Annotated in this window: 10 protein-coding genes; 7 read left to right on the forward strand and 3 right to left on the reverse strand. The window is 40.0% G+C overall.

The window, feature by feature from the left end:
• Positions 1–40 precede the first annotated feature (40 nt).
• Genes AAFN64_RS16410 through AAFN64_RS16420 form a run of 3 tightly spaced genes read right to left on the reverse strand, consistent with a single transcriptional unit; the run spans position 41 to position 1,754 of the window.
• Positions 41–217 carry a hypothetical protein gene (locus AAFN64_RS16410; RefSeq protein WP_300489881.1) on the reverse strand — a complete coding sequence of 59 codons (177 nt, stop codon included), beginning with the start codon at positions 215–217 and terminating at the stop codon, positions 41–43.
• 3 nt (positions 218–220) lie between these two features.
• Positions 221–787, reverse strand: coding sequence for a 5-formyltetrahydrofolate cyclo-ligase (locus AAFN64_RS16415; protein WP_347761332.1), 567 nt, complete (start codon positions 785–787; stop codon positions 221–223).
• Positions 777–1,754, reverse strand: a complete 978-nt coding sequence (locus AAFN64_RS16420) for a succinylglutamate desuccinylase/aspartoacylase family protein (protein WP_347761333.1) — start codon at positions 1,752–1,754, stop codon at positions 777–779. Before AAFN64_RS16420 ends, AAFN64_RS16415 begins: the two co-directional genes overlap by 11 nt.
• Before the next feature lie 123 nt (positions 1,755–1,877).
• On the opposite strand from AAFN64_RS16420, the gene uvrC reads away from it, so the two are divergent.
• The 7 genes from uvrC to AAFN64_RS16455 all read left to right on the forward strand — a co-directional run bounded on the left by uvrC (position 1,878) and on the right by AAFN64_RS16455 (position 12,294).
• The gene (uvrC, locus tag AAFN64_RS16425; protein WP_300489889.1) at positions 1,878–3,683 is read left to right on the forward strand and encodes an excinuclease ABC subunit UvrC; all 1,806 of its coding nucleotides are present in this window, start codon (positions 1,878–1,880) and stop codon (positions 3,681–3,683) included.
• 1 nt (position 3,684) lies between these two features.
• Positions 3,685–5,886: a patatin-like phospholipase family protein gene (locus AAFN64_RS16430; protein WP_347761334.1), complete on the forward strand. Its 2,202-nt coding sequence runs from the start codon at positions 3,685–3,687 to the stop codon at positions 5,884–5,886.
• A gap of 113 nt (positions 5,887–5,999) precedes the next feature.
• Positions 6,000–7,637, forward strand: coding sequence for an amino acid permease (locus tag AAFN64_RS16435; RefSeq protein WP_347761335.1), 1,638 nt, complete (start codon positions 6,000–6,002; stop codon positions 7,635–7,637).
• Between the two features lie 247 nt (positions 7,638–7,884).
• Positions 7,885–9,045, forward strand: a complete 1,161-nt coding sequence (locus tag AAFN64_RS16440; protein WP_300490323.1) for a homogentisate 1,2-dioxygenase — start codon at positions 7,885–7,887, stop codon at positions 9,043–9,045.
• 82 nt (positions 9,046–9,127) lie between these two features.
• Complete coding sequence (hppD, locus tag AAFN64_RS16445) at positions 9,128–10,288, forward strand: 4-hydroxyphenylpyruvate dioxygenase (protein ID WP_347761336.1); 1,161 nt, start codon at positions 9,128–9,130, stop codon at positions 10,286–10,288.
• Between the two features lie 300 nt (positions 10,289–10,588).
• A complete protein-coding gene (locus tag AAFN64_RS16450; protein ID WP_347761337.1) occupies positions 10,589–11,368 on the forward strand; it encodes a DUF3108 domain-containing protein in 780 nt (259 codons plus the stop codon).
• Positions 11,368–12,294 carry a tryptophan 2,3-dioxygenase family protein gene (locus AAFN64_RS16455; protein ID WP_300490279.1) on the forward strand — a complete coding sequence of 309 codons (927 nt, stop codon included), beginning with the start codon at positions 11,368–11,370 and terminating at the stop codon, positions 12,292–12,294. The genes AAFN64_RS16450 and AAFN64_RS16455 overlap by 1 nt, the downstream gene beginning before the upstream one ends.
• The last annotated feature ends 24 nt before the right edge of the window (positions 12,295–12,318 follow it).

Consider the following 12,318-nt stretch of genomic DNA (forward strand, 5'->3'; position numbering starts at 1 on the left):
ATTTCGATAAATAAAAAAAGCGTCAGAGATGACGCTTTTTTTATTTCTGTTGTCCCGGAGCAAAAGGCTTGGCGCTTTTGGTTCCGTAAATTTTCTTCGCTTGACCCGGAGGAAGCGGCTTGCCGGAATTGCTGTTTCCGGTCGTGTGAACCGTTGTGCTGCAACCGGAAAGGATAAGTGCAAAACTGCAACCTAAAAGTAGGACAAATGACTTCATAAGCTAAAAAGTATAAATTTTATCTGGGGTAATACAATAATCCAAAGCGATATCGCTCTCAAATACATCGGCAATCGCATTTTCGGCCTCAAAAAACGACAATCCAACCTTAATCACATCTTCTTTGCATTCCGAAAGAAAACGGTCGTAAAAGCCTTTTCCGTAGCCAACGCGATGTCCGTTCGTGTCAAAAGCCAATAGCGGAACAAAAACCACATCGATTTTTGCCGAAGGAACTTCAATTCCGTCTACCGGTTCCGGAATGTTGTATTCGTTTTTCCGGATCTTCGTACTATCGGTTAACAAATAGTGTACCATTTTTCCGGTTTCAAAATCCGATTTTGAAATAACCGTTTCTTTGTCTTTACCAGCCAGGATTTGTAAAACAAACTCAGTGTCGACTTCATTTTGCTCGGTGATCGAAAGAAACAAATGGTAGTAGGTATGATCCCAGATGGCAACCTGCAATAAACGGTTGGCGATTTCGAGACTTTTGGTTTCGATCGCTTCCGGCGAAAGTGCTTTTCGCAGTTCTTTATATTTTTTTCGCAGCTCGCGTTTAGTTGTCATGGCTTAAAGTAGTTGAAATATGATAAATCGCATCACCCTGATATACAATTGGTGATTCGTTTACATTGATAATATAACCGGAATTTGGCGCTTTTAGCTTGTGTTCTTCTTTGCCATACGGATCGGAAACCACCGCAAGCAAATCACCGCGTTCTACATATTGACCAATTTCGGTGTTGCTGTGAAACAAACCCGAAAAACGGGCGCGTACCCAGGTCGATTTTTCAATATAAATAATTTTGTCTTCCGGCATATTCGTTTTTTGTCGGTCGTTTAACATATGCAGGTAATCCAATACTCTTTTGGCACCGTCTACACCTTGTTCGGTTATGGTGTTGTTGATGTCGTTGGATTTTCCGCCTTCAAAAAGCAACATTTTTACACCCAGTTTATGACAGGCACTGCGAAACGAACCGTTGATATTTTTGGAGAACAATGTAAACGGTGCGTGAAAAACATCGGCCAGTGCTTTTAATTCGGTGTTGTCCGGAATGATCCGGATTTGTGCCGCGTTAAAACGACTGGCGCCACCGGCATGAAAATCGATGGCATAATCCACGTGAGGAATGATTTCTTTTAGTAGATAATAGGCAAACCGACTGGCCAGAGAACCGGTTTTACTACCTGGAAAAACCCGATTCAAATCCCGTCCATCCGGGAATTCACGCGTTTTATTGACAAATCCAAAAATGTTTATGATCGGAATACAGATAATCGTCCCGATTTTGGGTTTGTTGATTTTCTGTACGATGAGTTGTCGGACAATTTCCGTCCCGTTAATCTCATCGCCGTGTAATCCGGCCGTAAATAAAACGGTTGGTCCGGCTATTTTGGAACGTTCTACAATGATCGGAATTTTTAATTTGGTCATCGTGTGGAGCTTCGCAATTTCCATATTGATGGTTTTGCTTTCGCCCGGTAATACAGTCTCTTTTAGTATCGTAATGCCTTTGTGCTGGTAACTCATAAATATAATCAAAAGATAAAAGTAACTATTTCTGCGGTAAGCCGGCTAAGTTGACGCTGTTTTTCGGTTATCAGAAATGTTATTTGTAAATTTGAATGCAATTCCGAAAATAGCAGACTTACAATGAGTATTCCTTCTTTAGAGCTTCAGATACAAACCTTACCCGATAGTCCGGGTGTTTATCAATATTATGATAAAGACGGGAAAATACTATATGTCGGAAAAGCCAAAAACCTCAGAAAGCGGGTCGCTTCCTATTTTAATAAAATACACGATACGGCCAAAACAAACGTTCTGGTCAAAAAAATCGTATCCATTAAACATATTGTTGTTCCAACGGAAACGGATGCGCTGTTGTTGGAAAACAACCTGATCAAGAAATTGCAACCGCGGTATAATGTCCTTTTAAAAGACGATAAAACCTATCCGTGGATCTGTATTAAAAAAGAACCCTTTTCCCGGATATTTCCAACCCGTAATATGGTAAAAGACGGATCGGAGTATTTCGGACCGTATACCAGTTTTAAAACGGTAAATACGCTGTTGGAACTGATTAAGGAGTTATATCCGTTGCGGACGTGTAATTACGATCTGAGTAAGTCGAATATCGATAGCGGAAAATTTAAAGTATGCCTCGAATACCATATCGGAAATTGTAAAGGCCCTTGCGAAGGTTACGAATCACTCGAAAACTATCAGAAACACGTCAATGCGATTCGGGAAATCCTAAAAGGTAATTTTAAAGAAAGTTTAAAAGACTTTAAAAAACTGATGATCACACTTGCTTCGGAAATGCGGTTTGAAGAAGCACAAAAAATAAAGGAAAAAATCGAAGTGCTGGAAAACTACCAGGCCAAGTCGACCATCTTAAATCCGAAAATTTCGAATATCGATGTGTTTTCGATTGTATCGGACGAAAGTATGGCATATATCAATTTTCTTCAGATTTCGCATGGAGCGATTGTGCGTTCGCATACGATGGAGTTAAAAAAGAAACTCGAGGAAACCGATCAGGAGTTACTCGAATTGGCCGTAGTGGAACTTCGCGAGCGTTTTCATCTCAATTCAAAAGAAATCGTAGTGCCGTTCGAAATGGATTTGGGAGAAACGATAAAAGTTACCGTACCCAAACTGGGCGATAAAAAACAAATTCTGGATTTGTCCGAACGAAATGCCAAATACTATCGTTTGGATCAGCTAAAGCAAATCAAGATTGTCGATCCGGACCGACATACCAACCGAATCATGGCGCAAATGCAAAAAGACCTGCGTTTGTCGGTCGAACCGCGTCATATCGAATGTTTCGATAACTCCAATATTCAGGGAACGAACCCGGTTTCGGCCTGTGTGGTGTTTAAAGATGGCAAACCGAGTAAAAAGGATTACCGCCATTTTAATATTAAAACTGTCGAAGGGCCAAACGACTTTGCCTCAATGGAAGAGGTGGTATACCGTCGTTATAAACGCCTGCTTGACGAAAACGAATCCTTACCGCAACTAATCATTATCGACGGTGGTAAAGGACAATTGTCATCCGCTTTAAAAAGTCTTGAGGAATTGGGATTGCGCGGTAAAATTGCCATTATCGGAATTGCGAAACGACTGGAAGAAATCTACTATCCGGGCGATTCGGTTCCGTTATATCTCGATAAAAAATCCGAAACCCTGAAAACGATTCAGCATCTTCGGAATGAAGCACACCGTTTCGGGATTACATTTCACAGAGATAAAAGAAGTAAAAACGCTTTGCAAACGTCGATAGAATCCATTCCGGGCATCGGCGAAAAAACCATGATTACGCTGTTAAAGCATTTCAAATCGGTAAAAAGACTCACTCAGGCATCGGAAAAAGAAATTTCTGAGGTCGTAGGGCTTTCAAAAGCCAAAAAAATTACCGAATTTTACAAGGCAACCAATTCGACCAAGTGATATGAAAAAAATACTACTGCTACTTTTGAGCCTATGTTTGATACAGGCGATACAAGCACAGGATAAAAGGCCTAAAGTCGGAGTTGTATTGAGTGGTGGTGGCGCAAAAGGACTGGCGCATATTGGTGTGTTAAAAGTGCTGGAAGAAGCAGGAGTTCAGGTTGATTATATCGGAGGAACCAGTATGGGGGCGATTATCGGCGGATTGTATGCCTCCGGATATTCGGCGCGACAGTTGGATTCGATATTCCGCGAAGTGGATTCGGATGCCTTGCTACAGGATTATATTCCGCGTGCATCCAAAAGTTTTTTCGAAAAACGCAATGACGAAGTATATGCGTTATCACTTCCGTTTAATAAATTTAAAATCGGTGTTCCTACGGCTTTGTCAAAAGGATTGTATAATTATAACCTATTGACGCGACTTACCAATCACGTACGACATATACGCAATTTTAACGACCTTCCGATTCCTTTTGTTTGTATTGCAACCGATATTGAAACCGGACAAAAAGTAGTCCTGAACAAAGGAATATTGCCTCAGGCGATTTTGGCGAGTGGCGCTTTTCCATCGTTATATTCGCCGGTGGAAATCGATGGTCGTATTTTGATTGACGGTGGTGTAGTGGATAATTACCCAATCGAGGAAATTAAAAAAATGGGTGCGGATATTATTATCGGTGTCGATGTACAGGATGGATTGAAAGATCGGAATACCATTGGCGGTGCTACGGGAGTACTGTTGCAGATCACGAATTTCTCAATGATCGGGCAGATGGAAGCCAAAAAGAAAGCGACCGACATTTATATCAAGCCCAATATACAAGGCTATTCGGTGATTTCGTTTGATCAAGGTGGTGAAATTATCAAAAAAGGTGAGGAAGCGGCTTTTTCCGTTTATGAAGATCTGGCAAAACTCGGCGCGATCGCCAGTAAATCGGTACTGTTCGAACCGCGAAGGCTTACCGATACACTGCAAATTTCCAAAATTGAAATCAATGGAATTGAAGGCTATACCAGAGCCTATGTTTTGGGAAAACTGCGCTTTCATCAGAATTCAAAAATCACAAATGCGGCGCTGGATAAAGGAATCAATAATCTAAATGCCACACAAAACTTTAGTTCGATTTCCTATTATTTCGAAGAAGCCGAAAAAGGAGATAATCTGGTGCTGAGTTTAAAAGAAAACCCGATGAACCGGTATTTGAAGTTCGGATTGCATTACGACGAACTATATAAAAGTGCAGTGTTGCTCAATCTGACACAGAAAAAGTTCCTGCTAAAAAACGACGTGGTTTCACTGGATGTTATTTTGGGGGACAATTTCCGATATAACCTGAATTATTATATCGATAATGGCTTTTACTGGAGTTTTGGATTTAACTCCCGCTACAACCGATTTAATAAAAATGTGGCTACCGATTTTAGCGACGGACAAATATTGACAAACCTGGGGCTAAAATCGATTAATGTTGATTTTTCCGATTTTACAAACCAAATTTACCTGCAAACCGTTTTTGCTCAGAAATTCCTGATTGGCGCCGGATTGGAACATAAACATCTTAAAATACGCTCTTCCACACTCGAAAATATCGGTGGTGTGATTAGCAGTGACGATTATTTTTCCATTTTCGGAAACCTGAAGTACGATTCGTTCGATCAGAAATATTTCCCGAAAAGAGGTTGGTATTTTTCCGGTGATTTCCATACCACGGCCTATACAAAAAACGGTCATGATCGTTTAAGTCAGTTTTCTATTGCCAAAGCAGATGCTGGTATTGTTAAAACGTTTTACAAAACGATTTCACTAAAAGTACAGTCGGAAGCCGGATTTACAATCGGAAAAGAAGGCGTGCCGTATTTTAATTTTGTATTGGGTGGTTATGGTTATCAGATGATTAACAATTTTCGCCATTTTTACGGCTACGATTTCCTGAGTATTGCCGGCGACAGCTATATAAAGGGAAGCGCAACACTGGATTATGAATTCTATAAAAAACACCATATCAACTTTACGGCAAATTATGCCAATGTAGGTCAGAAAATCTTTAATACGACCGATTGGTTTTTAAATGCCAACTATTCCGGATATGCACTCGGTTATGGTTTTGAAACACTTATCGGGCCAATTGAAGTAAAATACAGTTGGTCGCCCGAAACCAAAGACGGCAATACCTGGTTTAGCGTAGGTTTTTGGTTTTAATCTTACAAAAAACGTTTTAAAAGCGACATTTTTCGGATTAAACTGTATTTTATATGTGAATGTTTTTAAAAAATTATATTTTTGGAAACTAAAAAAACCGAAAAACTATATTTATGTCAATTTGGAAACGTAAACCACTGGGGCAACTCATCGAAGAAGCCTCGGAATCAGAAAAAGGATTAAAGAAAACATTAACGGCATCGGGATTAACCGCGTTAGGTGTAGGAGCGATTATTGGAGCGGGATTGTTTTCGATTACCGGTTTGGCTGCGGCAACCAATGCAGGACCGGCGATTACCATTTCTTTTATTGTAGCGGCTATCGGATGTCTTTTTGCCGGTTTATGTTATGCTGAATTTTCATCCATGATTCCGGTTGCAGGTAGTGCGTATACCTATTCGTTTGCCACTATGGGGGAATTCGTTGCCTGGATTATCGGTTGGGATCTTGTGCTGGAATATGCCGTTGGTGCGGCAACCGTTTCCATTAGTTGGTCGCGCTATCTTACAAAATTTTTAGATGGCTATGGTATTCATCTCAGCGAACAGTTGACGCATTCGCCTTTTGAAGGTGGTTTGATTAACATTCCTGCGGTGCTTATTGTAATGGTTATGTCATTAGTATTAATGCGCGGAACAAAAGAATCGGCTTTAGTAAACGGTATTATCGTATTGCTAAAAGTAACAGTGGTTTTGGTGTTTATCGCATTGGGATGGCAATATATCCGTCCGGAAAACTATACCCCATATATTCCGGAAAACACCGGAACTTTTGGTGAATTCGGATTTACAGGAATCATCCGTGCTGCGGCGATCGTATTCTTTGCCTATATCGGTTTTGATGCGGTGTCGACTGCTGCTCAGGAAGCGAAAAATCCGAAAAGAGATATGCCAATTGGTATTTTGTTATCGTTGATCATCTGTACAGTACTGTATATCTTGTTTGCACACGTAATGACCGGAGTAGTAAATTATTCTGCTTTCGCCGGAGCCGATGGAATTGCACCGGTGGCTATTGCGATTGATCATATGGGAGTAGCCGATGCATCGGGTATGATTACGCCGGCTTATCCGTGGTTGAATAAAGCGATTATTCTTGCGATTTTAGCAGGATATGCTTCGGTAATTTTAGTAATGTTAATGGGACAAAGTCGTGTATTCTTCTCGATGAGTAAAGATGGTTTGATGCCAAAAGTATTCTCGGAAGTACACCCAAAATATAGAACACCGGCTAAAAACAACTTGTTATTCATGTTAATCGTGAGCTTGTTTGCTGCATTTGTTCCGGCTCGAGTAGTTGGAGAAATGACCAGTATCGGAACCTTGTTTGCCTTTATTCTGGTATGTCTTGGTGTAATTGTAATGCGAAAAACAATGCCGGATGCACCAAGAGCGTTTAAAACACCATTGGTGCCGTTGGTACCGATGTTAGGTGTTGGAGTATGTTTGTTTATGATGGTGTTCCTGCCGTTGGATACATGGATCCGTTTGATCGTTTGGATGATGATCGGTTTCGACTTGTATATTTTCTACGGAATGAAACACAGTATCCTAAACGGAGGTACGTTCGATGGGAAAAGCTACCGAATTGTGAGCTTATCCGGATTAGCAATGGTAGTAGCTCTGGTTGTAGTAGCTTTTGTACACCATTCGAACCCTGAAATCGACGATACGTTCCTGTATTATTTCTCACTGATTTTTGCAGCAATTCACGCTGTAGTCTATGCATTGAGTTATAAAAAGAACAAATAAGAAAAAAATAGTTTTAAATTCCCAAAAAAATGACGATATCGCTTTTTTTGGGAATTTTTATTTTAAAGAAATGTGATAAAATCCCGATATTTGTATGATCATGAGTTTACATTGGGAAGGCTTATTAGGACTGCTAAAATACCTCATTAAGAGAAATCCGGAATGAGCGGATTGTTTATGTTAAAATATTTCAACAGCACTGCGAGTAATCCGGGTTGTACATTTTAAATTTTTAAAATTAAAAAATATGCCATTTTATCATAAATTAGGACAGATTCCACCAAAAAGACATACCATCTTTCGTAAGCCAAACGGTGATTTGTATTACGAACAGCTTTTTGGTACCGTTGGATTCGACGGAATGTCGACCAATATGTATCACGAACACCGACCAACGCAGGTTAAGGAAATCCGCAAGCAATATAGCGTAGCGCCTAAAATCGCGAAGGGAAACAATATCCAGTCGTATCGGTTAAGAGGTTTTCAGGTAACACCGGAAAACGATTATCTGGAAAGCCGAAAAGCCGTATTAACAAATAGCGACTGTACGATTATTCTGGCAGCACCAAAAGAATCCACACGTGATTATTTTTACAAAAACACCGATGCGGATGAAATGATCTTTATCCACAGAGGAACCGGTAAATTAAGAACCATGTTGGGTAATCTGGATTTTAAATACGGTGACTACCTGATCGTACCGAGAGGGATGATCTATAAAATCGATTTTGATACCGATGACAATCGTTTGTTTATTGTAGAATCCAGACGACCAATTTATACGCCAAAACGGTACCGAAACTGGTTCGGTCAACTTTTGGAGCATTCGCCTTTCTGCGAACGCGATATCCGTCGTCCGGAAGAACTGGAAACTAATAATGAAAAAGGAGATTTCGTAATTAAAGTAAAGAAAAAAGACGAAATTTTCGAAATGGTATATGCAACACACCCGTTCGACGTAGTGGGTTACGACGGATTCAATTATCCGTATGCCTTGTCGATTCACGACTTTGAACCGATAACCGGACGTATTCACCAACCGCCACCGGTACACCAGACGTTCGAAACGGATGCCTTTGTAGTGTGTTCGTTTGTTCCGAGACTTTATGACTATCATCCGCAGGCTATTCCGGCACCGTATAACCATAGTAACATCGACAGTGATGAGGTGTTGTACTATGTAGACGGTGACTTTATGAGTCGAAATGATATCGAAGCCGGACACATTTCGTTACACCCGGCCGGAATCCCACACGGACCGCATCCCGGAGCTGTTGAGAGAAGTATCGGCAAAACGGAAACACAGGAATTGGCTGTAATGGTCGATACCTTTAAACCGTTAATGCTTACCGAAGAGGCTATGAAAATTGCCGATGAGAAATACTACCAATCCTGGTTGGAGCATTAATATCATTAGAAAAAAACAAACAATAACAAACATTGAAGCAGGACATCAGAGTATGTTTCCGGCTGACTAAAATAATACTACAATGAGTAAAGAAGTAAAATCAGTTGAATACGGATTAGAAAAAATATTTGAAGGCGCGCAGGATTTCCTTCCGCTTATGGGAACGGATTATGTGGAATTTTATGTAGGAAATGCAAAACAAGCGGCACATTATTATAAAACCGCTTTCGGTTACCAGTCGTTGGCGTATGCCGGATTGGAAACGGGAGTACGCGACAGAGCATCTTATGTGTTAAAACAAGATAAAATCCGTTTGGTATTGACAACACCTTTAAATGCCGATTCACCAATCAACGAGCATATCGTAAAACACGGTGATGGTGTTAAAGTAGTGGCTTTATGGGTGGAAGATGCGACAAAATCGTTCGAAGAAACGACAAAAAGAGGAGCGCGTCCGTTTATGGAACCAACTGTCGAAAAAGATGAGTTTGGTGAAGTAGTGCGTTCCGGTATTTATACCTATGGCGAAACGGTACACATTTTTGTGGAGCGTAAAAACTACAATGGGGTATTCTTACCAGGTTATAAAGAGTGGAAATCCGATTATAACCCGGAATCGGTTGGATTAAAATATATCGACCATATGGTTGGAAACGTAGGATGGAACGAAATGAATACCTGGGTAAAATGGTATGAAGATGTGATGGGATTTGTGAATTTCCTTTCTTTCGACGACAAACAGATCCATACAGAATACTCGGCTTTGATGAGTAAAGTAATGTCTAACGGTAACGGACGTATCAAATTCCCGATCAACGAACCGGCCGAAGGAGCAAAACGTTCGCAGATCGAAGAGTATTTGGATTTCTATAACGGACCAGGTGTACAGCACATCGCTATTGCTACCGATGATATCATTTCTACGGTTTCCCAGTTAAAGGCTCGTGGAGTGGAGTTTTTATCAGCGCCACCAAAAGCGTATTACGAAGCTATTCCGGAAAGATTAGGAGATCACATGGCGATGATGAAAGAAGATATTTCCGAATTGGAAAAACTGGCGATCATGATTGATGCCGATGAAGAAGGGTATTTATTACAGATCTTTACCAAGCCGGTTGAAGACCGACCAACGTTGTTTTACGAAATTATCCAACGTATGGGAGCTCGTGGATTCGGTGCTGGTAACTTTAAAGCCCTTTTCGAATCGATCGAAAGAGAGCAAGAATTGAGAGGAACTTTGTAAAAATCGATTTTTACTGACAATAGTTTAAAAACAAGGTCAAAAACAGCTTTGTTTTTGCTAATATTGTGTTAAAGTTGAAATTTCATTTGTAAATCAACAAAAAAACTAGCTACATTTGCACTCGCAAAAATGAGGTACTCATAAGCCTCATATTTGTAAAGTAAATTTTCATAATTTATAGTTTTTTGGTTGGTTAATAGCATAAAAACTCAGTCATTCTTTTGGCTGAGTTTTTTTGTTTCTTATTTTTGGAACAGAAATTGTAACTTCTTATAACAAATGTTTAAAAATTGAGACCCAATGAAAAAAACGGCCCTATTATTTTTGCTCCTGATTATAACAGTTACATCCTTTGCTCAAAAGGATTCTGCGTTTACAGCCGGTGAATGGTTTAAGTTCCGTATTCATTATGGGATTGTAAATGCGGGTTATGCTACCCTGGAAGTTCAGGAAGCAGTCAAAAACAATAAAAAAGTATTCCACATACTGGGTAACGGTTATACAACCGGTATGACCAAATTTTTCTTCAAAGTGGAAGACGATTACCAAAGCTATATCGACAAGCAAACCGGGCGTCCGTATCAGTTTGTAAGAAAAATAAACGAAGGAGGGTATAAGAAAAACCAGGAAGGGTTCTTTAATCAAACAAAAAAAACAGTTTTTGTGAAAGATTATGAAAAGAACACCGAAAACACGTTTTCCGTACCCGAAAATGTACAAGATATCGTATCTTCATTCTATTATTTGCGAAACCATCCCCACATCGACAAGTTAAAAGAAGGTGAGTCGATCGTCATCGATATGTTTTTTGATGATGAAACCTTTAAATTTAAGCTAAAGTTTCTCGGTAGAGAAGATTTAAAAACTAAATTTGGGACCATTTCCACGATGATATTCCGTCCGTATGTGCAGGCTGGTCGTGTTTTTAAAGAACAGGAGAGTCTAACGGTTTGGATATCAGATGATGAGAATAGATTGCCGATACGTATAAAGGCAAGTTTGGCGGTAGGTTCGTTGAAAGCCGATTTGGATGAATTCAAGGGACTGAAGAACTCTTTCAAAATTAAAGTGAAACCATAATGAAAATTACCTCAGAGATTCAGAGTAAGATTGATGAAATAGATGCAAAATATAAAGCGATAAATCAAAAGACGGAAACCCATTTGGAAGGGTTGCTTTGGGCAAAGCCCATAACGTATTGGGATTATATACAGACGGATCCGCTTTTGAGTCTCCAGGTACAACGAACAACACTTCCGGATGAGATGGTGTTTATTATGTACCATCAGGTAAACGAATTGCTTTTTAAAATGATATTGTGGGAAATCAATCAGCTAGCCCACTGTAACGAATTGTCGACATCGTTTTTTACGGAAAAACTGATGCGTATCAGTCGTTATTTCGATATGCTAACCACTTCTTTTGATATTATGAAAGAAGGAATGGCGGTCGATCAGTATCTGAAATTCCGAAATACATTAACACCAGCCAGTGGCTTTCAAAGTGCGCAATACCGTTTGATCGAGTTTGCATCTACCGATTTGATCAATCTGATAGATCACCGTTTCCGGGCAACTATCGACAGAAATACACCGTACGAACACGCTTTCGAACACCTGTATTGGCAGGCGGCCGGAAAAGATTACAGAACCGGCGAAAAGTCGTATCTTATCAAAGAATTTGAAAAGAAATATAAAAAATCCTTCCTGGCGCATATGGAAGAATTTAATACCATAAACCTTTGGCGTAAGTTCAAGCAACTGCCGGAAGACGATCAGAAAAACGAAGCCCTGATTCAAGCCATGCGCCATTACGACAAAACCGTAAACATTACCTGGGTTATGGGGCATTATAATGCGGCGGTTAAATATATCGAAAGTGTACCGGGAACACAGGAAGCAACCGGAGGAAGTGATTGGAAAAAATATATGTTACCCAAATACCAGCGAAGAATTTTCTTCCCGGAACTATGGTCGGATGAAGAATTGGAAAAATGGGGAGAATAAAAGAATAACCACTAAACCTACTTG

The sequence above is a fragment of the Flavobacterium sp. CAU 1735 genome (assembly GCF_039888695.1).
Classification (GTDB): Bacteria; Bacteroidota; Bacteroidia; order Flavobacteriales; family Flavobacteriaceae; genus Flavobacterium.

Bases quoted from the DNA above. Each gene is read 5' to 3' on its own strand.
- AAFN64_RS16410 (WP_300489881.1), bottom strand. From the start codon at position 217: ATGAAGTCATTTGTCCTACTTTTAGGTTGCAGTTTTGCACTTATCCTT.
- AAFN64_RS16415 (WP_347761332.1), bottom strand. From the start codon at position 787: ATGACAACTAAACGCGAGCTGCGAAAAAAATATAAAGAACTGCGAAAA.
- AAFN64_RS16420 (WP_347761333.1), bottom strand. From the start codon at position 1,754: ATGAGTTACCAGCACAAAGGCATTACGATACTAAAAGAGACTGTATTA.
- uvrC (WP_300489889.1), top strand. From the start codon at position 1,878: ATGAGTATTCCTTCTTTAGAGCTTCAGATACAAACCTTACCCGATAGT.
- AAFN64_RS16430 (WP_347761334.1), top strand. From the start codon at position 3,685: ATGAAAAAAATACTACTGCTACTTTTGAGCCTATGTTTGATACAGGCG.
- AAFN64_RS16435 (WP_347761335.1), top strand. From the start codon at position 6,000: ATGTCAATTTGGAAACGTAAACCACTGGGGCAACTCATCGAAGAAGCC.
- AAFN64_RS16440 (WP_300490323.1), top strand. From the start codon at position 7,885: ATGCCATTTTATCATAAATTAGGACAGATTCCACCAAAAAGACATACC.
- hppD (WP_347761336.1), top strand. From the start codon at position 9,128: ATGAGTAAAGAAGTAAAATCAGTTGAATACGGATTAGAAAAAATATTT.
- AAFN64_RS16450 (WP_347761337.1), top strand. From the start codon at position 10,589: ATGAAAAAAACGGCCCTATTATTTTTGCTCCTGATTATAACAGTTACA.
- AAFN64_RS16455 (WP_300490279.1), top strand. From the start codon at position 11,368: ATGAAAATTACCTCAGAGATTCAGAGTAAGATTGATGAAATAGATGCA.